The organism is Streptomyces sp. NPDC029956 (genome assembly GCF_055574655.1).
Genome location: NZ_JBVHZJ010000082.1, coordinates 1 through 22419, shown reverse-complemented (window position 1 = coordinate 22419; position 22419 = coordinate 1). Strand labels below are relative to the sequence as shown.

Sequence of the window (22419 nt, the reverse complement as noted above, 5' to 3'; positions counted from 1 at the left end):
CGCACCCCCCCGTCGAGGGCCCCGACCGCGGATCGAGGCTGCCCTCCCGCCCCGGTGCCCCGGCCGTACGAACGTTGATGGGGCGGGATCACTCGTGGCCGGAGACGTTCGTTCAGTGGCGCACGAACGGCAGATCCGCCGGTCTCACGTGCTCGCGCGGCCCCGCTGCTCGCAGCACCACGTCCAGCACCCGCGCGGGGTCGGCGGCGTACGCGTGGGAGAACCACGCCATGTTGGCTTCCACCACGGCCCACCGATGTCCCGGGCGGTACGGGTCGAGCAGCTGTCCCACGTCCACGACGACGGCACTCGGCAGGGCGGGACCGGCGCCGACGACCAGGCGGTCGACGAACCCGGCGATCTCCGCGGCGATGGGCCCGTGCCTGTCGAGCGGGAGGGGGTCGAGCCGTCCGAACACCGCGTATCGACTGCCGGTGGTGATCTGGCCGTCGAGCAGGAACAGCCGGTACTCGGCCGCGAAGGTCACCACGTCGGAGAGCAGCACCGGCGCCGCCGGGTCCAGATCGGAGGGCAGCCGGGAACCGTCTGCGTAGATGTCCGCCGGGAAGGACTTGTCCCGCGGCGGCTTGACGAACGTCGGCCGTTCGATCGTCCATGCATCCTGCACGGTTGCCGCCCGGACCTCCCGGCCGGTGAACTCCTCCGGCAGCTCGGCGAGCCAGTCGTCCGCCGGTTCGAGCAGGGCGAACCCCAGCCGTCCTGCCAACCGTGCGCCTGCTGCGGGACCCCCGTACCAGTACGCGGGTCCCGCCGCCGCGGAGACCTCCTCCGCGGCCAGGACCTCCATCCCCCGTCCCTCCGCCTCAACGGCCAGCAGCTCCATCGTCGACGTCCGCCGCCCAGGCATGACAAACACCGCAACGCTCCTTCACGACGTGCAAAGCAGCCAGGCTAGACGCACCTCCGTCCCGGCCGCCTTCGGTCGAGCCCGGTCGCCTGCGGATTGTGCCGGGCTCGCGCCCTAGTCGGCCGTGCTCCGGTTCGGGCACGATGATCCGGTCGAGGCCCCCGGGCCGCACGCGCGGCCGGGGGGCTGTTGTTCGAGACCGGGGGAGTGGCCGTGGGCAGGTTCAGGCGGGGTGGGCCGACGATCGAGGCCGACGCTCAACGGCGGGTGCGACGAAGCCCGTTGCTCTTCACGATGCCGATCGTGCTGCTCGTCCTGCTGACGGCGGTACTCGGCTGGGAGGTCGTCCGTGCCAACATGACGGAGGCGGCCAGGACCGAATGGCCCTGGCGGCTGCAGCTGCTCGACATGGAGCCGCTCGGCAGCCTGCTCGCGGTCGCGGCCGGCGCGGTCCTCGCCAGGGCCCAGTACGCCCGCACCGTACGGCCGATGCTGGGCTGGCGTGCCACCTGGACGACCGGGCACCTGCACGGCGACATTCCCGAATGGCAGGTCGGACTGCTCAACGGCGGCTCGCACACCGTGGTGGTCGAGGCGTACGAGTGCCGGGCCGTCCTGCGTGGTGAGGACCCGCAGCACGCCGCTCCGTGGACCGACGTCCAGGGCGTGGCGGAGGTGCTGTCCGGGGCCGGGCTCACCGTCGGGGAGGACTTCCAGCTGGTCGTCATGGGGCGCTTCCCTCTGGTGGGCACCGGCTCCTACGAGACGGCGATGCTCGGTGCGTTCTCCCAGCGCTTCGTCGACGAGGTGGAGGCGCTCCACGTCAGGGTCCGCGTGGGCGATGTCGTCGGGGACAGCCACGAGCGGATCCTCGACGCCTTGAAGGGCGCCCGCTCGACCTCGTATCAGCGCCCGTCGCCCTGACCGTCCAGCCGGCGCAGGACGTCGGGCAGCGCCAGCTGGGCGGCGAAGTGACCGGCGTCCGGTACGAGGACGGGCTCGGCGCGAGGGATCCGCCCGGCAAGCCACCGGGTGTGTGTCACGGGCGAGAAGGCGTCGTCGAGGCCGTGCCACAGCAGTACGGGCGAGGCGATGGAGGAGACGTCGAATCCCCACGGGCTGACGAAGGCCAGGCAGTCGTCGAGCCAGCCGTGGTGCGAGACCCGCAGGGCCTCCTCGTAGGTGCGCAGCAGCACCGCGCGTACCCGGGGGTCCTCGACGACCGGCAGGTCATGGGGGGAGAGGTCGGCGCGCAGGTCGTCGAGGAGGCGTACCGGGTCCTGCCGGATGGTGAGGGCCCGGGCGGCCAGGTCCCGTTCCAGCCCACCGGGGTCCCGCCCGTCCAGATGGGCGCGGGCCAGGCCGTACTCGCGCACGTTGAACGGGGTCATGCCCGCGTACCAGTCCAGACCGGCCGCGTCCGGCGGCGCGAGGCCGACCAGTACGGCGGCTGCCCGGACCCGATCCGGCAGCAGCGCCGCGCACGCGAGCGCGTGCGGGCCCCCGCCGGACCGGCCGACCACCGCGAACCGCTCGACGCCGAAGGCATCGGCGACGGCGGCCGCATCCCGGGCCGCGTCGGCGACCCGGCGGCCCGGGGCGCGCCGGGACTCCCCGTAGCCGGGACGGTCGTAGGCGAGGAACCGGAAGCCGGGGTGCTGCGCGGCGAGCCCGGGCAGCAGGGTGCCGAGACGGGTACCGGGCGTCCCGTGGAACAGAAGCACCGGGGTACCCGATGGATTGCCCCATTCCTCGGCCACCAGGAGCCGGCCGTCGTCGGTGTGCACTGGGTGTCCCATGGAAAGGAGCCTAGGGGGTTGTCGTGCCCTGACGGATCGCCGACCATCGACGCGTCCCCGCGGTCGCCGCGTCCTCGCATGCGAGAAAGCCGGCGACACCGGCGATCACCTCCGGGATACTCGTCACCCATGGATGAGGTCGAGGTCGTCGTCGCCCATTCCGAGCGCGCGACCCTGCGCGTCGGCGACGTGTTCTTGAAGGTGGACGCCGATCAGGCCCGTATCGACGTCGAGGTCGAGGCGATGTCCCGCGCACCGGTCCCGACCCCGAAGGTCCTGTGGCGCAAGCCGTCCGTGCTCGCGATCGCCGCGGTCCCGGGGACGACGCTCGGGCGCCTCGGCGGGCCGTCGACCGGAACGCCGGCGGCGTGGGCCGCGGCGGGCGCCGCCATCCGGAAGCTGCACGATGCGCCGCTGCCGCCCCGGCCCGGCCGAGCCGGACGGAACGGCGTCGCGCTGGCGGCTGAACTCGACGACGAGTGCGAGTTGCTCGTGACGAGGGGGCTCCTGCCGGCCGACCTGGTGACCCGTAACCGCCAGGTCGCCCAGGCCGCGCTCCGGCCGTGGACTCCGGCGTTCACGCACGGCGACCTGCAGATCGCCCACGTCTTCGTCGTAGGCGACGAGGTGACGGGCGTCATCGACTGGTCCGAGGCGGGCCAGGGCGATGCCCTGTACGACCTCGCCACCTTCACGCTCGGACACGAGGAGCATCTCGACGACGTCCTCGCCGGCTACGGCTACGGCACCGACATCGACCTCGACGTGATCCGCGCGTGGTGGTCGTTGCGAAGCCTGCTGGCGGTTCGCTGGCTGATCGAGCACGGCTTCGACCCCTTCGCGCCAGGCTGTGAGGTCGACGTGCTGAGGTCCCGGATGTGAGGCTGCGCAGGCCCGATGCCGTGCTCGTGGTCCGGCAGCGGTCTTCCTCCTCTCGACTGGCTCGCCCCCTTCGGCCGGCGTCGACGAGGATCGGTACACCATGACCCCTGGAGGTTCGGAACCCTCCTCCGGTCACGAGGCGTCATGCTCTGATGCGACCCCCGAGCGGGAACGTCGCTCGCACGTGCCACTTCACGCCGTCGTGCACGATCAGTTCGACCGACGTGACGTGAGTGGTGAACGGGAGCTTGTCCGCGAGGTCGGCCTCGATCTCCTCCAGGACGGCGTCTGACCGACCTTGAGCGATGGTCAGGTGCGGTACGACCTCGGCGAAGCGGCCACCGTACGGTGGCGCCTCGGGCCAACGTCCAGTGATCGCCTCGGTGAGTTGCCGCACCTGCGTGTCGGGCTCGGGAACGAGATACAGCACGTGCGGGAACCGCCCACACCGCTCGAACCGCAGGTCGAAGGCCTGGTGGCTGCCCAGTACGCCGGCGAGGGCGGAGTGGACGTGCGCATCCGTACGGCTCTCGTCGAGGAACGGGAAGAGCACGGTCAGGTGCGCGGGAACCCCGGCCCGGGCTGACGGGTCGAACCGCTCACGCCACCCGCGGACGGACGGCTCTGCCTCCGGGACACGAACGATGAGCGCCGTCCGGCCCGCCTGAAACGCACCGGTGCTGTCATCTGCCATGACACGGCATCGTGTCACCCCTGCCTCCAGCCGGTCAGGATCAGCCGGCCAGTCGGGCCAGGGCCAGCGTGTGTGCCTGGTCGAGGGAGTCGGCGGCGGGGCAGGGGACGTCCGGCTGCACTCCGGTGCCTTCCCAGTTGGTGCCGGAGACGGGGTTGACGGCACGGCCGACGGGGATGGTGGCTTCCAGGTGGGGGTGCACCGTCCAGCCCTTGCACGGGTGCGCGCCGCCACGGGTGCGTTCGCCGACGACGACGGCGCGTCCGAGCTGCTGGAGGTTGTACGCCAGCTCTTCGGCGGCGGAGAAGGTGCTGTCGCTGCACAGCACGTACAACGGCTTGCTGCCGCCGAAGCGGGCGCCGGGGACGTGCGGCAGGCTCCAGGACTGCTCACTGCGTTCGCGGCTGCGCCAGTGCATCGTGTTGAGGTGGGTGCGCTGCTCCAGGAGGTAACTGCAGACGAAGGCGACCGTGTCCGGGTCACCGCCGCGGTTGGCGCGTAGATCCACGATCAGCGCCTGGGCGCGGGAGGCCAGGGTGAGCGCGGCGCCCAGAGGTTCGGCGGCCCACTCCAGCGGAAACAGCATCGGCGCCAGCTCCACCACGACTATGCCTCCGTCGAGCAGCTGCACACGGGGTGCACCGCCGAGCGAGGTGTCGAAGTCCCGGCGCATGGCGTCCATGGTGGCCGCCCCCTGCTTCGGGGACACCGGCTCGGCATGGTGCTTCAGCCTCAGGTGTCGGTCGCCGTTGACGGACTGCAGGTCCGCGGTGACCAGAGGAGCGAGCTCCTCGGCACTGTCGACGTCGTAGGCGCCCTCGGCAAGGCGTCGACGCAGGAGGCCGGCGACCTGCTCGGCCACCTCGGGGAACACGTACTGCTCGATCACGAGCCGGGTCGTCTCGTCGACAACAGGGGCCGCGAGAAGCTTCATCGAAGTCGTCACGGCAGGGAGTACAGCACCACCCTTGCGTAAGCGTCAAAGAATTTAGACACTTCCGGCATGCCTGATCAGCCCTCGTACGAGCCTCCCTACCTGCCGCCTCCGGAGGAGGTCCTGGAGATCGGCGCGCCCGAGCAGTTCGCGGCACTCGCCCACCCGTTGCGTCAGCGACTGCTCTTCGCCCTGGGTCACCGGCCCGCCACCACCAGCCGGCTCGCGGCGCAACTCGACGCGAAGAAGGGCAACGTCGCCCACCACCTCAAGGTGCTCCGCGAAGCCGGGCTGATCCACGTCGCCGAGACCCGCCAGGTCCGCGGCGGCACCGAGCAGTACTACCAGCGCACAGCGCGACACATGATCGTCGCCCAGCCCCGAGCGGCAGGCACCACCGCGATGCTCACCGCCGTCGCCCAGGAACTCGACCGTTCGCCCACCGAAACCCACCTGACACTGCGCCACCTGCATCTCAGCCCCGCGAAGGCCGGAGAACTCGGTGAGACCCTGACCCGACTCGTCGACGAAGCCGAAGAGAATCCGGAGGACCAACCTCTGCACGGCGTGCTGGTGGCGCTCTATCAGCAGGCTCCGCCTACCGGCGCCACCGGCACCACCGGCACCACCGGCTCCGCGTAGGGGCGGGATCCCCGCCGCGGGAGTCGTCGGCGGCAGTGCGGAACCCATGTGTGCCCGGTGAGGGTTGTCCGGCATCCTGCGAGTACGCAACTTGCCGGAATCCGGCATGCCGAGACCCGATCATGCCGGTATAGCGTGACGGGCCGAGCCGGTGCTGGTGCCGGCCGGGAACGTGTACGCGGCGGAAGGAGGGGCGATGTTCTCGGTGGCCTGGGGGTTGTTCGCGACGGCCCTGGGATGGATCGTCGCGACGGATTTCAGGGGAGCTGCCCATCGCTTCCACGCGTTGTCCCACGCTGTGATGCCGTTCGGCGGTGCCGGCGTGTCATCCGTCGGCGTCGGCTTCTTCCGCTTGCTGGCAGGGGTGTTCGCTCTGGCCGGTCCGGTCGTCCTGGTCAGTGGGCTCCCCGACGTGTGGCACGGAGAGGCGAGGTCGGACGGTTCGCCTCCGGCTCCCGCCTGGTTCGTTGTGGTCGAAGCGGTGATCGTCGGTGTCGTCCTCTGGCGAACCTGGCGGCGTTCCGGCGTACTGCGTCGCGAGTGGGATGCCGGCAACGGCACGCGGCGTGCCGCTGTCGCCGGTTTCACGGCGTCGCTCGTCGCCTTCGTCGTGACGTCGGGCTTCGACTGGGGAACGTGGACGATCGTCGGCTGGTCGGCCGGTGGCCTGTGCGGACTCGCCCTGTTGCTGGGCGACCGGCCCGGGAGGCCGTCGGACCCCGTTGCGGCGCCCGCGGACTCCGAGGCGTCGCGCTGAGATCGGCGGCTCGTCGGTCAGTGACGCGTACGCGCCCGCCTTGCGAGCGTCCCTTCGGCCGGTATCCCTCACTGCTCCTCCTCCATGCGGATCGCACGCCTCAGCTCGTCGGCCGCCGAGTGGCTCGTGCCTTCGCGCTGCTCCAGCAGTGCCGCGGCGATGGCGTCCAGCTTGCGCTGAACGGCGTGCGTGTCACGTCGCTCGGTGTTCTTCAACAGCGCGAGCAGGAGGAGGTTGACGGCCGTCATGACATCCCCGGCGAAGATCAGCCAGGACAACGGCGGGTGCATGAAGTGCAGGACGACCGTGCCCAGCACCAGGAGCACGCACAGGACGTAGAACAGAGGGGAAGCGGTGACGTTTGACGCCCGTTCGGAGAATGCGGCGAAGCGGTCGTGCCCGGCACCGCCCCGCTCGGCAGGATGATCAGTGGCCATGCCTCCATGCTCCCTGCCGGGCACCGGCAGGTTCGGGACCCTGGAGTCGAGGGCGCGCCTCGTCGCCGCCGCGGCCGGTGTCGTTCGACGGCTCAGACCCGGTGGAGCCATCGGTGTGACGGTGGCTTCCAGCGGCGCTACGTCGGCCGGTGCCCCCAGTGTCCTCGAAGGGCACAGCTGCCCGAAGTGCATCCGATTGCACGTTGTTGTGCGGCAAAAGGGGAGGTCAGAGGGTCGGATTTCTGGTTGACCAGGATTCCGCTACCGGCGATAGTGACGGTCGCGGCCGCGTTCGTCCGGCCTGCTGTACCAGGGGTGGGGACTCTTGAACGACAACAAGAACAACGTGCGCGATGACGTGCGTGGCCACGTGCGGACGCGGGTCGACGCGCTTGTCGCCGCCGGCCGGCCGGCCGAGGCGCGGGCTGCTGCGCGGACCGCCCTCGAAGCCGACGGGCCCGACGCCGCGCTCTTCCTCGCACTGGCCCGCGCCCATGTGGCCGAGGACGACGACGACCACGACGACGCCGCCGAGCGGGTCTTCCGTGAGGGCCTGGACGCCTTCCCGGACGACGTGGGTCTGCTCGCCGGGTACGCGGAACTCTGCACCCGCACCGACGCGATGGACCGGCCGGGGCGCCATGCCAGGGGCCCCGTACTCCTGGCCCGTCTGCGGGAACTCGCGCCGGATTCGCCGGAGTTGCTACGGGCCGAGGCTGCGGGAAGCTCCGTTTCCACGAGCGCCAAGAACACCGTCATGGTGCGCCGGGTCCAGTCGTTCGACGCGGCCCGCGCCTTCGCCGAAGCGCCCACGCCTCAGGCTGCCGCCGCTCAGACCGCGCAGTGGGCCGCCGCGGCTCCGCACGATCTGCGGCTCGCCGTGCTCGCCGAGACGACGGCCGCCCTCGCCGTCACCGGCCGGACCTGGTCGCGCCTGCTGCTGCGCCGGGGTCTCGATTACCGGTTCGCCGTCGGTGTGGTCGTCGCTGTGCTCATCGTCCTGCGCCTCACCGTCCTGCCGGACATGCCGTACGGCGTGGCGGCGGGGGCGTGGCTGTTGCTGGGCCTGCCGTTCCTCGGCCTTCGCAAGCAGCTGCGGACCGCCCGCGAGCAGGCTGCCGAGCGGATCGCCGCAAGCGTCGCCGAAGCGACGAGCGCTTCCGAAGCCGCAGGCGTTGCCGAAGCCACGAGCGCTGACGAAGCCGCAAGTGTTGCTGAAGCCACGAGCGCTTCCGAAGAACCCGTAAGCGTTTCCGAGGCCGTAGCCGGAACCGAAGCCGTGGGAGAAGCCGAGAGCGATTCCGAGGTCGCCGGCGCTACCGAAGCCGTACCCGGTGACGAAGCGGGCGTCACGGGCGGCGGGTTCCAGGTCCCGGAGCTGCCGCCCGTGCCGCGCGTCACTCCGCGTGAGTACGCCTTCGCCGCAGCCGGACTCGTGCTTCTGATGGTCATCGGTGTCGCGGCGTACACCGCCTCCCTCGCGTACCCCCGCTACGACATCGTCGCCCACGACACCTTCCGGGGTCTGCAGGGCTTCGATCTGCGTGCGGAGTTCGACCCGTTCGGTTCTGTGCCGGAGAGTGAGAAGGCAGGGTCGACGGCGCGGGTGTACGTCGCCGAGGACGCCGCTCCCGACGCCGCGGCCGAGTACCTGGTGGCCGTGACGACCGGAGACTTCCACGAGATGCGGGAGTCGTACGTGACCGGGGGCGGGGTCCTCCCCGTCGAGACGGATCAGGTCGGCCTCGTCGAGGACAGCTGGCGGGCCGGGGCCGGCCCGCACGGCGCCTGGATGCGGTGCCACAGGTACACCGAGGCGGTCACCGGCACGCCGCGGGCGATGTGCGTGTGGGGCGACAAGGGCAGCATCGGCATGGTCCTGTTCACGGCTGAGGACGAGAACCGCGAAGCGGTGGAAGAGACGGCCCTGTCCGTCGGGTCCGCCTTCCTCCGGCCCGCCGCGAACTGACCTTCCTGCGACCGACCGACCACGAACGGACCCATCGCGGACTGGGGCCTCTGTCGAGCCGGGCGGGGCGGCCGGAGAAGCATCTGTGCGATTGTCAGCCGGGCGTGATAGTCACTTCCTCCACAGGAGGGTGATCACTGGCTTTCCTGTTCGAACATGCAAGGGGTGGGGATATGGCGTTGCTCGGTGACTGGGGGCTCACGCTGGGGAAGTGGGCCGGCCGGCCCAGCGCTCGGGTACAGCAGGACTCCGGCGATCCCGCGGTCGGCCGCATACGGGAGGCCGCCGGGGCCGGGAGCTGGACCGGGGTGCGCGAGGTACTCGAAGCGCGTCCCGAGAGCGACGACCGGGTCGAGCTCCTGTGGGCCGTCGGCGACACCGCCGGCGTGGAGCGGTGGATCGCTCCGGTCCTCGAAGCGGAGCCGGAGGCGGCGCTCCCTCGGCTCGTTGCGGGGATCCGCCACATCAGCTGGGGCTGGGAGGCCCGCACCGGAGCCCGCGCCGCGCAGGTCTCGCGCGCACAGTTCGACCTCTTCCACGCGCGCCTGCGCACGGCCGAGGAGTGGCTGTACGAGGTGGCCGAACGCGAGCCGCTGTGGGTCTCCCCCTGGTACGGCCTCCAGGTGACCGGCCGAGGTCTCCAGGTGGGTCAGGTCACGGCGCGACGCCGGTTCGAGGCGACGGTACGACGGGACCCGCGCCACCTTCAGGCGCACCAGCAGCAGTTGCAACAGGTCTGCGACAAGTGGGGCGGCTCGCACGAGGAGATGCACGCCTTCGCGCGCGCGGCCGCGTTCGGCGCACCCGGAGGCACCCTGCTCGGCCAGCTCGTCGCGGTCGGCCACATCGAGGAGTGGCTCTCCCTCGACTCGGGGGCGGATGCGGCGTACATGGGCCGCCGTGAGGTGAGGGCCTCCCTCCATGAGGCCGCCGACCATTCCTTCCGGCACCCGGACTTCGTTCGCGAGGGCGACTGGCTGAAGGTGCTCAACACCTTCGCCATGGCCTTCTCCCTCGCCGGCGAGAAGGACGCCGCACGGGAGTGCTTCAAGGCGACCGAGGGGCGTGTCACCGAGTTCCCCTGGTACTACCTGGACGGCTCCGACCCCGCGGCGGCGTACCGGAAGCGGCGCTCGGCAGCCGGACGCTGACGCGCCCGAGACGCGGACGCCCGGTCCCCGGCCCCCGCACCCGTACCCCCTCCTCCGCTTCCGCCGCCGGACGCCGACGCGTCCGGGACGCCGGCGCAGAGCCCCGTACTCCTCCCTCCGTCTCCGTCGCCACGCGACCTCCCGCTCCCGCCCGCACCGTCGCCGCTCCGCCCTCGTGGCGTCGGCGCGTCCACCGAAAGACTCCGTCAGGTGTCCCACTCCTCATCCGCACACACCTTCCAGGTCGACCTGCGCGGCCTCGTCGACCTGCTCTCCCACCACCTCTACTCGAGCCCCCGCGTCTACCTGCGCGAGCTCCTGCAGAACGCCGTGGACGCCATCACCGCCCGCCAGGCGGTCGATCCCGACGCGCCCGCGACCATCACCGTGCGCACCGGTGACACCCTCACCGTCACGGACACCGGCATCGGTCTCACCGAAGCCGACGTCCACCGCTTCCTCGCCACGATCGGGCGCAGCTCCAAGCGGACCGCCGACGGCGCCCTCGACGGGGCCGGGCTCGACGCCGCCCGCGGGGACTTCATCGGCCAGTTCGGCATCGGTCTGCTCGCCTGCTTCGTCGTCGCCGACGAGATCACGGTGGTCAGCCGGTCCGCGAAGGACCCCTCGGCCCCCGCCGTCGAGTGGCGCGGGCACTCCGACGGCCGGTACACGATCCAGACCCTGCCCGCGTCGGCCGTGCCCGAGCCGGGTACGACCGTGCGGCTCACCCCGCGCGCCGACAACGCCGAGTGGACGAAACCGGAGCGGGTCGTCTCCCTGGCCCGCCACTACGGCGGTCTCCTGCGGCACGAGGTCACCGTCGTCGGGCCGCGCGGAGAGAGCCACCAGGTCAACGAGGCACCCCCGTGGGACCGGGACCACCGTTCCCCGCTGGCCCGGCGCGAGGCCCTCACCACGTACTGCCGCGGCCTCTTCGACTTCACCCCGCTCGACACGATCGAGCTGGACCTCCCCGCAGCCGGGCTGCGGGGTGTCGCCTACGTCCTCCCGACAGCCGTGAGCCCGGCGCAGCGCGCGGGGCACCGGGTGCACCTCAAGGGCATGCTGCTCACCGACCGGGCGCCCGAACTGCTCCCGGAGTGGGCCTTCTTCGTGCGCTGTGTGGTCGACACCACCAGTCTGCGGCCGACGGCGTCACGGGAGGCACTGTACGAGGACGGCACCCTGTCCGCCGTTCGGGACGCCCTGGGCGAGCGGATCCGCGACTGGCTCACCGGGCTCGCCGCCAGCGATCCGTCGCTGCTCCACCGCTTCATCGACACCCACCACCTCGCGGTCAAGGCACTCGCCCGGCACGACGACGAACTGCTGCGGATCGTGCTGCCGTGGTTGCCGTTCGAGACCACCGACGGCAACGTCACGCTCGAGGAGTTCGCCCGCACGCACCGGACCCTGCTCGTCACCCGCAGCGTCGAGGAGTTCCGCCAGGTCGCCCCGATCGCCGCGGCCGCGGGCCTGGGCGTGGTCAACGGCGGCTACACCTACGACCGCGACCTCGTGCACCGGCTCCCCGAGATCCGGCCGGGCACGACCGTCACGGACCTCGACCCCGCCACCGTCACCGCCCATCTCGACACCGTCGACCCGACCGCCGAACTCAGGGCGGCCGCCTTCCTGTCCATCGCCCGGGAGACGATCGGCGTCCACGACTGCGACGTCGTCCTGCGGGACTTCCAGCCGGTCACCGCCCCCGCGCTCCTCCTCGACAACAGGGACGCGCGGCACGAGCGGACCCGGTCGACCCTCGCCGCCGAGAGCGACGGCCTCTGGGCCGACATCCTCGGCTCCCTGCGGCACGAGACCCCACGCGCCCAGCTCGTCCTGAACCACCTCAACCCGCTCGTCCGGCAGGCCATCACGATCACCGAACGGGGCCTCGCCGTCACGGCCGCCGAGGCCCTCTACGGTCAGGCGTTGCTGCTCAGCCGCCGCCCGCTCCGGGCGAGCGAGAGCGCCCTGCTCAACCGGGCCTTCATCGGTCTGCTCACCCACGCCATGCATCACCCCGGCACGGCGGCACCCGGCTCCGAGCCCTGGAAGGAACTGTAGATGCTGGACACGCCCGAGGCCGTCGTCGAGGCGCTCCGCGAGAACAACGAACGACCCCACGGCCTGCCCCGTACCGTCACCGCCGAGGAGCTCGTCGAGGCCGCCGAGCCCTTCGACAAGCCCGACGTCCTGGTCACGGCCCTGCTGGAGCTGATGTCGGCGTACGAGTTCACCGGCGAGCACCGCAAGTCGCCGGTGACCTTCGCCCGGTTGCTCAAGCTGTGGGACACCGCCCCCGAGTCGTTCAGCGAGTGGGAGGCCCACCAGGTCTTCTGGCGGTTCAAGTGGGTGACGACGTCCCTGCTCCAGGTCCCCGAGATGCCGCTGACCTCCGTCCGGAGCTGGATCGAACAGATGCGCAGCCGGTACGAGGCCGGCGAGCACGGCATGCAGCCGGTGGCGGCGATGCGCTACCACGTGGCGCTCCACACCGGCAGCGGTGTCGCCGACGCGTACGACCTCTGGGCCACCCGGCCGCGCACCGAGCTGAGCGACTGCGAGGCCTGCGAGACCCGGCACTTCGCCTGGCACCAGGTGGTGGCAGGCGACGACGCCGGCGCGCTGGACACCTGGCGGCCGGTCTTCGACGGAGCCCAGTCCTGCACCGAGGAACCACAGGTCAGCCAGGCGCGCGCGTTGCTGCCGCTGCTGCGCCTCGGGCGTACGGACGAGGCCCGCTCGCACCACCTCACCGGCTACCGGCGGGTTCGCGGCCACACCGGCATGCAGGAGGAGGTCGGTCTGCACCTGGAGTTCTGCGCCCTCTCGCGCAACGAGGGACGCGGGCTGGAGATCCTGGCGGAGAACCGGCCCCTCTTCGAGGCGACCGGCGCGCCGCTGGCCCATCTGGAGTTCCTCACCGGCGTCGAGGCGCTGCTCGCCCGGCTCGTCGAGGACGGCCACGGGGACACCCCCGTCGCCGGCCCGCCGGGACGGAACTGGACGGCGGCCGGGCTCTGCGCCCACGTACGCTCCGAGGCGGACCGGCTCTCCGCCGCGTTCGACGCACGCAACGGCACGACGACCGTCGGCGACCGCCGCCGCTCACGCCTCGAGCGCCGTCCCGTGCTCGACGAGCCGCTGCCGCTCGGGCTCAGGTCGTCCGCCACCCGCGCTCCGGCCCCGGCGGCCACCGCGGCCGGAGTGGCCGGCGTGGGGCCGGCCGCGTCCCTCGGTGCGGCCACGGCCGGGCCGGCGATTCCCGACGACTTCTTCTCCCTGGTGACCGAGGCACGGCGGATGAAGCGCCTCGGACACCCCGGGGACACCCGCCTCTGGACCCGCATCGCCGAGCAGGCGGCCGACGGCGGTACCACGCACGACGACCGGCTCGGCCCTGAGGAACTGCTGCGGGCGGAGCTGGCCGAGCAGCGCGCGTACCGGCTCCTGCAGGAGGGCCGGCACGCGGAGAGCATCACCGAGCTGGAGCTCGCCGCCGACCTGTTCGAGCAGCTCACGATGCCGTGGCAGGCACTCTCCACACGGGCGCGGGCACTCGCCTGGGCGACCGCGTCCGATGCCGCCGCTCAGCGGGACCGTACGGCGGCGGAGGACGACCACGCGGACGACGTCAGCCCGCAGGTGGGCACGAACGCGGACGGCAGCAGTGCGCTGGTGTCCACGACGGAGGACGGCGGCGGCGCGACGGTGCCCACGAACGCCGACGGCACCGGCGCGGACGGCATTCGGGCCTCGCTCGACGCCTGCCTGCGCGAGGCCGAGCGCCTCGGCACCGAGGCGCCCTTCACCGGCGCGCCGCAGCCACTGGGGGAGGTCGAGGCCGTCGCCTGCCCCGACCTGGCTTCGGAGCGCGCGCTGGAGTACCTGACCGTGCTGTACTGCTCCGTCTTCGCCGCCTACCAGGACTTCCAGCGGCAGCTCCCGGAGGCCCCCGACGCCGTACGGGAACGGTTCGAGGAGTCGGTCCAGAAGCTGCGCTCCGAGGCGGAGCGCCTCTCCGTGCGCCACCATGTGGCCAACGCACGCCAGTTCGTCGCCGACATCGCCGCCCAGCGCGGCGACACGGTCCTTGCCGAGTCCGAGATGCGCGCGGCCCTGGAGGACGTCGACGCCTCCGGGCGGCCCTGGCGCGGTTCGCGCCCGCGCGCGCTGCTCGCCCAGATCCTCCTCGCCGAGCAGGCGCCGGCCGAGGCCGCGGAACTGCTGCACCGGGCGATCTCCGACGCGGTGCGGTACGACGACACGGACTTCCCGCTCGCCCAGACGTACGCACTGCTCGGCCACGCGTCCTCGCACCTCGGGGACTCCACCGGCGCCGTGCGTCACCTCTCCGAGGCCGCAGCGCGGTTCGACCAGGAGGGGACGCACGACGAGGCGGCCCAGGCACGTCTCCAGCTCGCCGACGTCCTTGCGAACACGGGGCAGCAGGCGGACGCCGTCGCCGTACTGGAGTCCGTCCTCACCGACGAGGCGGCCTCGTCGCTCGACGAGCGCCTTGTCGCCCAGGCCCGGCTCACCCTGGCGCGCGGGATGCGGGAGCTCGAGGAGTTCCTCGCCTCGGCGGAGGAGTTCCTGCGTCTCGCGGACACGGTCGCGGCCTGGGAGGACGACCGCACGATCCACACCCTTGTGGCCGCGGAGGCGGCGACGACCCTGGCGCTGGCCGACCGCTGGGAGGCGGCGGGCACGGCGTACGCACGGGCGGTCGCCGCGCACGCCGAGGCGCCGCACCCCCCGCTGGTCATCTTCATGATGCGCGAGTTCGCGCGTCTCACCATGTCCGCTCGGGAGGAGGGCGGCGTCGACGCGGCACTGCAGCACCTGGCGGATGCCGACGCGGTCGTCGCCTCGGTCCCGGACGACACAGAGGGCTTCCACTCCTGGTACGAGAGTGGCGAGATCCACTACCGCCGGGCCCGTGTCCTCGCCCAGGCGGAACGCTTCGCGGAGGCCCTGACCGAGGCGGAGGCCGCCGTCGCCGCGCACGAACAGGGCGGACAGCGGGGCGAACTGCCGCGCGCCGAGGCGGTCAGGCTCGCGGCCCTCGTCGAGGGCAACGGCCTGGGCCACTTCAAGGAGGCCGTCGCCCGCCTCACGGCGGCGGCGTCCCGCTGCCGCGCAGCGGACCTCACGGAGGCAGCCGAGATCCTGGACGCCCTGCGTGAGGAGTACGTGACGCGGTAGGAGCGCAGGACTCGCGGGGTCGTCGGGGGCAGGAGCGTCGGCGGCTGCCGCGGGGTCTTCGCGCGTCGCGTGCGAGCTTCCTGGCCGCCGTCGGCCCCGCGACGATCGCGGGGCATACGGCTGTCCGGCGGTCGACGGCTGTCCGGCGGCCGGCCGCTGTCCACACGGAGACCGTCGCTCATGTGTAGGTGACCGTCACCCGCTCGAAGCCGAGGCCGCGCAGGAGTTTCTGGAGCATCTCCGTCGTGTTCCGCTCCGCCCGCGACGTCAGGCCGGACTCACGGGCGGCGTCGCTGATGCGCTGGGCGGCGAGGACGTTGACGGCCTGCTCGCTCGCGGGGTTGTCCGAGAAGAGATCGCCCAGCCGGTCGAGCAGACCGCGCTGCTTGGAAACGGCGTACGAGCGCTCGGGATCGAGCGCGGGGGAGGCCAGCCTGGCATGCGGCAGGCGCAGGGTGGCCTCGGTCCGGTCCGCGTCGACCGTCACGGCGTCGTTCCCGAGGCCGCCCAGCTCGACGTAGGCGCCGACGCTGCCGTTCGCCACGTAGAGGGTGCGGGTTCCGCGGATCGAGTCCGGCAGGAACCGCGCGTCGTGCTCCAGGTCGACCACGACCTGATAGGTCCCCGCCGCTCCCTCGTACCGGCTCAGGTCCTGGACGGACTGCAGGACGGCGGGACCGGAACGGTCCTTCACCTGCGTCCCGAACACGTCCAGGCCGGGGAGCCTGAAGAACTGACCGATCAGCATGAGGACGACGGCCAGCACGAGCAGAACGCCGGTGACGAGGCGCCACTTCCCTCCGGACCGCCGCCAGGTGCGGTGGGGCGGCGAGGGTCTGTTCTCGGTGTCTTCTCCCATGGTCGCCTCGTGCCCGCATTGACGCCCCTCATTCCCAACTCCGCTCACTCTGCGACGGGTTGATGCTCCTGAGGGACGTGTGCCACACGTGTGGAAGCCGGTGAACCCGCACGGCATACCGCCACCTGGTCGGGGTACGCGGGGTCTGTCCGCACGCGGTGGTTCAGAGGAGGAGGAAGGGCATGATCGATTGGAGAGTGTCGCGGAGACGGACCGGAGCGACAGGAGACAGGACGGCTGCGCCCGTCGAGACGAAGCCGGGCGGGGCCGGACCGGGCGGAAAGGCAGCGGGCATTTCCGAGAGGGCCAAGGCCAAGGCGAAGGGCAAGGGCGAGGAGAAGGCCAAGGCTGAGGAGAAGGCCAAGGCCAAGGCTGAGGAGAAGGAAGAGGCCAAGGCCAAGGCGAAGGAGGCAGCGGCGGCCCCGGTCCGGCGAGGCCCGGGGCGGTTCGTGCGGGCGCTGATCACCCTGACGGCCCTCGTGGGCATGGTGGCGTTCGCGGTGGTCCTGGCCCGGCTCACCCTGGAGGCCTCGCCCGCGTCCGTACCCCTCACACACAGCAATCTGACACCGGGCCGGTCGATCGAGAACTACCTCAACCAGCCCGGCTTCGTGGACACCGTCAAGCAGCTCGGGGGAAACATCGCCCTCGGTGTCCCCTTCGGAATCCTGCTGCCGCTCCTGTCTCTCAGGGCACGCGGATTCCTTCGAGTCGCGCTCGTCACCGCGGTCACCATGCTGCTCGTGGAACTCGTGCAGGGCGCGCTCGTCACGGGACGCGCCTTCGATGTCGACGACGTCCTGCTCAACACGACGGGAGCGCTTATCGGCTACGTGCTCGTCGGCCGGCGACTGGGGCGCATCGTCCGCCCACGTAAGCGCCCCCGCTGGTGGCAGCGGCGCCTGGGCGACTCGCCCCACTGACGCTGTGGTGGGGACGCGGGTGCCTCTGGGAGTGGATTCTCATCCGCTCGGGTCGAGTGGGTCGCGACGCCGCGTCGGTGCCGGGTGCCGTAGCTGCCGCCGTCCGCGGGCTCGATCGTGATCGACGCTGTCGGCGGGGTACAACTCTCATATGACGGTCTTCTCCTGCGCGAAGTGCGGCGCCGAACTCACCCCGGACCTCCAAGGGCTTCCGGGCGTCCCTGACGTGTCCGTGCACGACAAGGACCGCCACGGCGAGAACCGCCTCGCGCCGTCGACAGTCCCGTGAGGCAGCTATGCCATCGACCCCGAACCCTGGGGCGCCCCCTTCGTGGCCCCTGATGCCCAGGCTGCGGGCGTGCCGGTGAGCCGGGGGCTCCTCATGCCACCCGACATGACCGGCATGGTGTCTGTCGGCCCCAGGAACTCCGTACTCGTGCATCCGCAGGACGTGCCGAGCCTGCGGCTGTCCGGCTCCCTGGGCATCCATCACGGATGCTGCGGACCGCTCGGAACCGGAGGCCGCAACATGGCGTGCACGTGCGGGGCACGCGCCGCCACCCTTGCCGCGGACTGCATGGGCCCGTACGAACTGCATCTCGATCCGCTGAGGACATACGGCTTCACGGCCGGCGCCGGCGCCTCGGTGTGATCACGGAGCACTGAGGACGGCACCGGCGGGCGCTCCTCGTCTACGCCGCCACCGCACGGCTGCTGTTCGGCGCAACGGAGACGGGCCTGAACGCCCACCACTTCCGGATCGCCGAGGAGGAGGCGGACCTGACGGGCGTACCGGATGTCGCTCGTCGAGCTCACACGCGCCTGTCTGCACAGGGACCCGGTCAAGCGGCCCAGCCCCCAGGAGGTCGCCGAACGCACGGAGACCGACCAGGTCGGTGAGTGGCTGCCAGGCGCCGTCCTGGCCCAACTCGGCCGCCGTGCCGCGCAGCTGCTGGACTACGCCCCGCTTCAGCCAGCCTCGATGACCGACCGGTCTGCGTGCACGGCTCTCCTCGCTGCTGACTCCCAGCCGGCCCGATGGCGCTACGGGCAGTGGCTTCATCGCCAAAGGCGATCCGGGACAGCAGAGGGGGAATTCCGCCGGCCGCGGCCCCTGACGCATCACGCAGTTCTCCCCAGCGGATCCCGGAGACGTTCCTCAGGAGACTTGCCGCGCCTGCCCTCAACAGATCCTCGCGCCGCCCCCCAGCGCTGCCCTGAGCATGGTGCGGGCTTCAACATGATCCAAAAGGAAACCCTAGGATCTGGTGGGGTCGCACGACGCCAGCTCCCGGTCACCCGCCTTTACCGACAGGTCCAGTTCGAGGGATTCCGTGACCACCCGCGTTCCCCTTCTCACCTTCACACTCACGGTGCCTACCGTGATGTCGGGGAACTCGATGGCGTGGATCGTGCGGCGTCCGTCCGCCATGAGGCCGACGTCCCGCACGTGGACCGGTTCACCCTTGCAGGTGGCTGACTCGACCGTCTCGTGTTCCGCGCCGAAGACGACGTTCCATCCCGTCGCCGTCATGCGGACCAACGGAACGAGCCGTGGCGTCTTCTCCACAGGTGGTGTGTTCGGGCGGGAGGTGCATGCGACGGTCGTCATTCCCTGCGTCATCGCGACGCCGTGGCAGAAACGGTCGTCCGCCGTCTCCCACACGAAGAGCGCCCCGTTGCTCGCTTCGGCGGCGACCAACAGGCCCGCCTGGGCAGGGGAATTGGCGCCGGTGGCGGCGGTGCGCATCTTGTCCGCGGCCTGCGCTACGGCTTTGTCCGTACTCGACGACTCCCCTGCCGAGGGCCCCGAGCCCGCCGTCCCCGGCGCGCTCCCGCGCTCGGTCGTCGGCTGTGGTGACCGCGCAGGCTCCTCCGGGCCCGCACAGGATGCCATCGCCAGGACGACAACACATCCGACCGCCATGCGGATCGTCAGACCTCGCACTGCTCCCTGCCTCTCGTTGCACCGCGGAACCACGACACCTCACACGACGCACCCCGCAGCACACCGGTTCTCCCTCACCCACGCGTTCCTCATCGCTCTGCGTCCTCGTGTATGGCGCGTTGGGCTGCCACCGTTCCTCCTGGGTAGTGTCTTCAAAAGATCTCGCCTGGTGGTTCGCGGTGTCGTGATTCGTCGCCATGAACTGTCAGATGCCGAGGGGGAGTTCGTACGGCCGCTGCCACCCGAGTCGTCGCGGGGCGGAAGCGGCTGGACGACCGCAGGGTCGCGGGCGGTTCAGGAGGCCCTCCTCGCATCTCCCGAGCACCCGACGACTACGCAATCGAGACTGCCGCTCGAGCACCAAGCCCCAGGCATGACGACAAAAGCCACTTACGCGTCGGGGTGTTCCGGCAGGGCGAGCCAGTCCGACCAGGAGATCTCGCGGCCGAGGAAGCGCGGCTGGTCGAACGGCCAGTCGGCGGCGATCCACTGCGGCACCAGCTCGTCGAGGGCCTGCTCGACCTTGCTGCCCACCAGCTCGTCCACCACCCACCAGGAGATCTCGCCGTCCGCGCCGGCCCTCTCCGGTGGGTCGATGTAGACGCAGCCGAGCAGAGCGGTCTCCGCCGCGTCGAACAGGGCGTAGTTGAAGGACTGGTGTGCGGCGATCTCCTTCTCGTGCCGCAACAGGTCGGCCTGGTCGGCCTCGTAGGTCATGGTGGCCGCGGGCCAGCCCCAGGCTGGGCCGAAGATGGTCCACAGCCGCTCGCGCGAACCCATCACAGCCGGATAGTCGAGCGGGGTGTCCGTCTCCCGGATCGGCCGCAGGTGATGACCACTGCCCGGCAGCGGTACCAGGACGGGATGGACGAAGTCATCGGGGAGCCAGCTCATAGGGCCCGACCGTAGCAGCGCGCTGCGCGAACGCTCCCCTGGGTTTTCCCCGTATACCACCCGGCCGTCCGCCGGGTCGGCCGGTTCCAGGCTGGCGAAGACCCGGCGGTCGCCCTCGTCGAAGACGGGAAGGACGGCCGGACTCAGTCGGTAACCCGTGGCGCCCCTGTGCTCCGGTTCGAGGACCCCGCGCTTCTTCAGTCGCGAGATCGCCGACCGCACCGCCGAGGCGTCGACGTCCAGTTCCCCCCCCAGCAGCGTGATCAGGTCGGCGATGGAGCCCCAGTTACCGAGGCGGGGCAGGAACGCACCGTAGACCGTGTTGATCAACGAGCTGGGCCTGAGGGGGCTGTCCGACATGATCGCCTTCCGTGATGCCTTCCAGAGTGAGGTAGTCCACGACCGTCCGGGTCGGAGGGCGCATAGAGGGGGTGAGCAGGGTGATCTTCTTGGCGGCGCCGATGGTGTTCAGTCAGTGGACGAGCGCGCCCGCGCTGGTGACGAAGGGCGCGGCAGCGCCGTTCTCGACCGTACGCATGTGCAGTCGCTCCTCGGAGACCCGGTGGTAGCCCGGTCTCATGCTCATGATGGCGACGAGACAGGCGTACCCGAGTACGCCGACCCGCGCGTCGGACAGTTCCACGGCGCAGCGGTCGGAGTCGGCGTCCATGGCCTTGAGCTGTTCCTGGGGCGCATGGGTCGTGCGCATCCGGCTGGAATGGAAGGTGAAGCGCGCATCCGGCGCGACAGCCGCGCGGGCACGCAGGATCGCGGGGACCTCGAGGAGGCTGGGCGGTGTCGTCAGAGTGTCACGCTCACATCAAGAACGAGGGCCACGGCTGCTGGTAGAACTGGGCCGTGCCCGCTCCGGAGCCGGCACGGATGACTCTCTTGTCCGGCGGCCTCTCCCCCTCCGCCCCGGCCCTCACCCTGGAGACCTCTTTGCCCCTGCGGACAAGCACCACCCACCCGATATCCCTGCTCCTGTCGACCACGCTTGCGGCCGCAACGCTCACCGGCTGCGCCCTGCTGGAACTCGCCAGGGACTGCGAGGGGACTGACGACCGGGTAAAGGAGATGGCGGCGCTCGACATCCTCAACTCCCGGCCCGACGGAGCCACCATCGCCCGGGGATTCGAGGAGGTGGACGCCGGCTGCTGGGCGGACAGCGGCGATGTGGTGGTGTCCGCCGACCGGACGTACACCTTCCCCGGCACACGGGCCGAAGTGACCGCGCACTACCGGACCGCGTTGGCACGGGACGGATGGATTCCTGACCCCGAAGCCTTGCCCGGCGACCTGAGCTTCACCAGAGATGACATGACCCTGTGCATCGTCTTCCTCACCGCCGATAGCCTCGCGGAGGACGGTCACGGAAGCCGCCCCGACCTCACCACCGGGGCCGGCTACTCGGTCAGCATCGACTCGTACGTGAACAGCGGCGACGAGGCGAATTACTAGGTTCTGCCGCCTATGAAACCTCGGCTGATGGATCATGATCAGGTGATACAACGTCATGAACTGACGGATGCCGAGTGGGATTTCGTGCGGCCATTGCTGCCTCGGACGTCGATGGGGCGGCCTCGGCTGGACGACCGGACGATGCTCAACGGGATCGTGTGGAAGTCCCGGGCCGGGGTGGACTGGCGAGATGTGCCCGAGCGGTGCGGCTCCTGGGCCAGCCTGCACACCCGGTTCCGCCGCTGGGCGGCCGACACGTTCGACCGGATGCTGCAGACCGCACAGGCCCGGGCGGATGCAACTGGAGACATCGACTGGCTGGTGTCGGTCGACTCCAGCATCGTCCGGGCCCACCAGCACGCGGCCGGGGCCCGAAAAGGGGGCACCGCAGCCCGGCGCTCGGTCGCTCCAGAGGCGGGCTGACCAGCAAGTTTCATCTGGACTGCGACGGCCTGGGTCGCCCCCTCGCCCTGGTGGTCACCGGCGGCAACACCAACGACTGCACCCAGTGCACCGCCGTGATGTAGGCGATGCGCGTACCCCGCCTCGGGGCGGGACGACCGCGTGTCCGGCCCGGCCACGTCATCGGCGACACGGGCTGCAGCTCGAAGGCGATCCGCACCTGGCTGCGACGCCGGAACATCCCGCACACCATCCCGGAAAGGGCCGACCAGGCCGGCAACCGGGCCCGGCGTGGCAGCCGGGGTGGCCGCCCGCCGGCCTTCGACAAACAGATCTACAAGCGGCGCAACATCGTGGAACGGTGCTTCAACCGCTTGAAGCAATGGCGCGGCATCGCCACCCGGTACAACAAGACTGCCGAGTCCTACAGGGCGGCCATCACTCTCGCCTCACTCCTGATGTGGGCGTGACACTTTGACGACAACTCCTAGTCTTCTGAGTCAGGAGTTCTGTTCAGATGTGTAGGCTTGGTCTATGGCACGTACCGGGCGGCCGAAGGCCGCGTTGATCTTGTCGGATGAG

At 71.0% G+C, this 22419-nt stretch carries 21 protein-coding genes and 2 pseudogenes; 13 read left to right on the top strand and 10 right to left on the bottom strand.

Annotated elements, in window-relative coordinates:
• Window positions 1-112: 112 nt before the first annotated feature.
• Window positions 113-844 (bottom strand): ATP-grasp domain-containing protein, encoded by a 732-nt coding sequence (locus ACZ4XX_RS37530; RefSeq protein ID WP_468512300.1) that lies wholly within the window; start codon window positions 842-844, stop codon window positions 113-115.
• Window positions 845-1162: 318 nt separating this feature from the next.
• Here ACZ4XX_RS37530 and ACZ4XX_RS37525 point away from each other — a divergent pair, with 318 nt between their 5' ends.
• Window positions 1163-1792, top strand: coding sequence for a hypothetical protein (locus ACZ4XX_RS37525; RefSeq protein ID WP_468512293.1), 630 nt, complete (start codon window positions 1163-1165; stop codon window positions 1790-1792).
• Here ACZ4XX_RS37525 and ACZ4XX_RS37520 read toward each other — a convergent pair.
• Window positions 1774-2667, bottom strand: coding sequence for an alpha/beta fold hydrolase (locus ACZ4XX_RS37520; protein WP_468512292.1), 894 nt, complete (start codon window positions 2665-2667; stop codon window positions 1774-1776). The genes ACZ4XX_RS37525 and ACZ4XX_RS37520 overlap by 19 nt on opposite strands.
• Before the next feature lie 129 nt (window positions 2668-2796).
• Here ACZ4XX_RS37520 and ACZ4XX_RS37515 point away from each other — a divergent pair, with 129 nt between their 5' ends.
• The gene (locus ACZ4XX_RS37515; protein WP_468512291.1) at window positions 2797-3549 is read left to right on the top strand and encodes a phosphotransferase family protein; all 753 of its coding nucleotides are present in this window, start codon (window positions 2797-2799) and stop codon (window positions 3547-3549) included.
• A 142-nt stretch (window positions 3550-3691) separates the two neighbouring features.
• Here the strand turns inward: ACZ4XX_RS37515 and ACZ4XX_RS37510 are convergent, their stop codons facing one another.
• Both ACZ4XX_RS37510 and ACZ4XX_RS37505 read right to left on the bottom strand, forming a co-directional pair.
• Window positions 3692-4243, bottom strand: coding sequence for a 2'-5' RNA ligase family protein (locus tag ACZ4XX_RS37510; RefSeq protein WP_468512290.1), 552 nt, complete (start codon window positions 4241-4243; stop codon window positions 3692-3694).
• Window positions 4244-4283: 40 nt separating this feature from the next.
• A complete protein-coding gene (locus ACZ4XX_RS37505) occupies window positions 4284-5189 on the bottom strand; it encodes a S41 family peptidase (RefSeq protein ID WP_468512289.1) in 906 nt (301 codons plus the stop codon).
• Window positions 5190-5246: 57 nt separating this feature from the next.
• Here ACZ4XX_RS37505 and ACZ4XX_RS37500 point away from each other — a divergent pair, with 57 nt between their 5' ends.
• Window positions 5247-5819, top strand: a complete 573-nt coding sequence (locus ACZ4XX_RS37500; RefSeq protein WP_468512288.1) for an ArsR/SmtB family transcription factor — start codon at window positions 5247-5249, stop codon at window positions 5817-5819.
• Between the two features lie 196 nt (window positions 5820-6015).
• Window positions 6016-6576: a hypothetical protein gene (locus tag ACZ4XX_RS37495; RefSeq protein ID WP_468512287.1), complete on the top strand. Its 561-nt coding sequence runs from the start codon at window positions 6016-6018 to the stop codon at window positions 6574-6576.
• 68 nt (window positions 6577-6644) lie between these two features.
• Here ACZ4XX_RS37495 and ACZ4XX_RS37490 read toward each other — a convergent pair whose 3' ends face one another.
• Window positions 6645-7013, bottom strand: coding sequence for a hypothetical protein (locus ACZ4XX_RS37490; protein WP_468512286.1), 369 nt, complete (start codon window positions 7011-7013; stop codon window positions 6645-6647).
• Between the two features lie 325 nt (window positions 7014-7338).
• On the opposite strand from ACZ4XX_RS37490, the gene ACZ4XX_RS37485 reads away from it, so the two are divergent.
• The 4 genes from ACZ4XX_RS37485 (at window position 7339) to ACZ4XX_RS37470 (ending at window position 15350) form a co-directional block, all read left to right on the top strand.
• Window positions 7339-8982, top strand: a complete 1644-nt coding sequence (locus ACZ4XX_RS37485; RefSeq protein ID WP_468512285.1) for a hypothetical protein — start codon at window positions 7339-7341, stop codon at window positions 8980-8982.
• Between the two features lie 173 nt (window positions 8983-9155).
• On the top strand, window positions 9156-10133 hold the full coding sequence (locus ACZ4XX_RS37480) for a hypothetical protein (protein ID WP_468512284.1): 978 nt from the start codon (window positions 9156-9158) through the stop codon (window positions 10131-10133).
• Between the two features lie 210 nt (window positions 10134-10343).
• On the top strand, window positions 10344-12206 hold the full coding sequence (locus tag ACZ4XX_RS37475) for an HSP90 family protein (protein WP_468512283.1): 1863 nt from the start codon (window positions 10344-10346) through the stop codon (window positions 12204-12206).
• Window positions 12207-15350 (top strand): hypothetical protein, encoded by a 3144-nt coding sequence (locus tag ACZ4XX_RS37470; RefSeq protein ID WP_468512282.1) that lies wholly within the window; start codon window positions 12207-12209, stop codon window positions 15348-15350. It begins immediately after the preceding gene.
• Between the two features lie 178 nt (window positions 15351-15528).
• Here the strand turns inward: ACZ4XX_RS37470 and ACZ4XX_RS37465 are convergent, their stop codons facing one another.
• Window positions 15529-16209, bottom strand: a complete 681-nt coding sequence (locus ACZ4XX_RS37465; RefSeq protein ID WP_468512281.1) for a DUF4230 domain-containing protein — start codon at window positions 16207-16209, stop codon at window positions 15529-15531.
• Between the two features lie 182 nt (window positions 16210-16391).
• Between ACZ4XX_RS37465 and ACZ4XX_RS37460 the strand changes: the two genes are divergently transcribed.
• From ACZ4XX_RS37460 to ACZ4XX_RS37450, 3 genes are all read left to right on the top strand, one after another.
• A complete protein-coding gene (locus ACZ4XX_RS37460) occupies window positions 16392-17132 on the top strand; it encodes a VanZ family protein (protein WP_468512280.1) in 741 nt (246 codons plus the stop codon).
• A 151-nt stretch (window positions 17133-17283) separates the two neighbouring features.
• A complete protein-coding gene (locus tag ACZ4XX_RS37455) occupies window positions 17284-17421 on the top strand; it encodes a hypothetical protein (RefSeq protein ID WP_468512279.1) in 138 nt (45 codons plus the stop codon).
• A 69-nt stretch (window positions 17422-17490) separates the two neighbouring features.
• The gene (locus ACZ4XX_RS37450) at window positions 17491-17784 is read left to right on the top strand and encodes a hypothetical protein (protein WP_468512278.1); all 294 of its coding nucleotides are present in this window, start codon (window positions 17491-17493) and stop codon (window positions 17782-17784) included.
• Window positions 17785-18390: 606 nt separating this feature from the next.
• Here the strand turns inward: ACZ4XX_RS37450 and ACZ4XX_RS37445 are convergent.
• The 4 genes and pseudogenes from ACZ4XX_RS37445 to ACZ4XX_RS37430 all read right to left on the bottom strand — a co-directional run bounded on the left by ACZ4XX_RS37445 (window position 18391) and on the right by ACZ4XX_RS37430 (window position 20683).
• Entirely contained in the window at window positions 18391-18834 is a 444-nt protein-coding gene (locus ACZ4XX_RS37445) for a hypothetical protein (RefSeq protein WP_468512277.1), read from the bottom strand.
• 636 nt (window positions 18835-19470) lie between these two features.
• Window positions 19471-19974 carry a GNAT family N-acetyltransferase gene (locus ACZ4XX_RS37440; protein ID WP_468512299.1) on the bottom strand — a complete coding sequence of 168 codons (504 nt, stop codon included), beginning with the start codon at window positions 19972-19974 and terminating at the stop codon, window positions 19471-19473.
• Window positions 19975-20127: 153 nt separating this feature from the next.
• Window positions 20128-20334: pseudogene (locus ACZ4XX_RS37435) on the bottom strand (PaaX family transcriptional regulator C-terminal domain-containing protein); the annotation flags it as partial.
• Between the two features lie 112 nt (window positions 20335-20446).
• On the bottom strand, window positions 20447-20683 hold the full coding sequence (locus ACZ4XX_RS37430) for a hypothetical protein (RefSeq protein WP_468512276.1): 237 nt from the start codon (window positions 20681-20683) through the stop codon (window positions 20447-20449).
• A gap of 173 nt (window positions 20684-20856) precedes the next feature.
• On the opposite strand from ACZ4XX_RS37430, the gene ACZ4XX_RS37425 reads away from it, so the two are divergent.
• Together ACZ4XX_RS37425 and ACZ4XX_RS37420 are read left to right on the top strand one after the other, a co-directional pair.
• Window positions 20857-21435: a hypothetical protein gene (locus tag ACZ4XX_RS37425; protein WP_468512275.1), complete on the top strand. Its 579-nt coding sequence runs from the start codon at window positions 20857-20859 to the stop codon at window positions 21433-21435.
• 45 nt (window positions 21436-21480) lie between these two features.
• Window positions 21481-22307: pseudogene (locus ACZ4XX_RS37420) on the top strand (IS5 family transposase).
• Window positions 22308-22419 lie beyond the last annotated feature (112 nt).

What these genes read in the sequence shown, in the direction of transcription:
- ACZ4XX_RS37530 (WP_468512300.1), bottom strand. Translation starts at nt 844, where the DNA reads ATGGAGCTGCTGGCCGTTGAGGCGGAGGGACGGGGGATGGAGGTCCTG.
- ACZ4XX_RS37525 (WP_468512293.1), top strand. Translation starts at nt 1,163, where the DNA reads ATGCCGATCGTGCTGCTCGTCCTGCTGACGGCGGTACTCGGCTGGGAG.
- ACZ4XX_RS37520 (WP_468512292.1), bottom strand. Translation starts at nt 2,667, where the DNA reads ATGGGACACCCAGTGCACACCGACGACGGCCGGCTCCTGGTGGCCGAG.
- ACZ4XX_RS37515 (WP_468512291.1), top strand. Translation starts at nt 2,797, where the DNA reads ATGGATGAGGTCGAGGTCGTCGTCGCCCATTCCGAGCGCGCGACCCTG.
- ACZ4XX_RS37510 (WP_468512290.1), bottom strand. Translation starts at nt 4,243, where the DNA reads ATGGCAGATGACAGCACCGGTGCGTTTCAGGCGGGCCGGACGGCGCTC.
- ACZ4XX_RS37500 (WP_468512288.1), top strand. Translation starts at nt 5,247, where the DNA reads ATGCCTGATCAGCCCTCGTACGAGCCTCCCTACCTGCCGCCTCCGGAG.
- ACZ4XX_RS37495 (WP_468512287.1), top strand. Translation starts at nt 6,016, where the DNA reads ATGTTCTCGGTGGCCTGGGGGTTGTTCGCGACGGCCCTGGGATGGATC.
- ACZ4XX_RS37490 (WP_468512286.1), bottom strand. Translation starts at nt 7,013, where the DNA reads ATGGCCACTGATCATCCTGCCGAGCGGGGCGGTGCCGGGCACGACCGC.
- ACZ4XX_RS37480 (WP_468512284.1), top strand. Translation starts at nt 9,156, where the DNA reads ATGGCGTTGCTCGGTGACTGGGGGCTCACGCTGGGGAAGTGGGCCGGC.
- ACZ4XX_RS37470 (WP_468512282.1), top strand. Translation starts at nt 12,207, where the DNA reads ATGCTGGACACGCCCGAGGCCGTCGTCGAGGCGCTCCGCGAGAACAAC.
- ACZ4XX_RS37465 (WP_468512281.1), bottom strand. Translation starts at nt 16,209, where the DNA reads ATGGGAGAAGACACCGAGAACAGACCCTCGCCGCCCCACCGCACCTGG.
- ACZ4XX_RS37460 (WP_468512280.1), top strand. Translation starts at nt 16,392, where the DNA reads ATGATCGATTGGAGAGTGTCGCGGAGACGGACCGGAGCGACAGGAGAC.
- ACZ4XX_RS37455 (WP_468512279.1), top strand. Translation starts at nt 17,284, where the DNA reads ATGACGGTCTTCTCCTGCGCGAAGTGCGGCGCCGAACTCACCCCGGAC.
- ACZ4XX_RS37440 (WP_468512299.1), bottom strand. Translation starts at nt 19,974, where the DNA reads ATGAGCTGGCTCCCCGATGACTTCGTCCATCCCGTCCTGGTACCGCTG.
- ACZ4XX_RS37430 (WP_468512276.1), bottom strand. Translation starts at nt 20,683, where the DNA reads ATGCGCACGACCCATGCGCCCCAGGAACAGCTCAAGGCCATGGACGCC.
- ACZ4XX_RS37425 (WP_468512275.1), top strand. Translation starts at nt 20,857, where the DNA reads ATGACTCTCTTGTCCGGCGGCCTCTCCCCCTCCGCCCCGGCCCTCACC.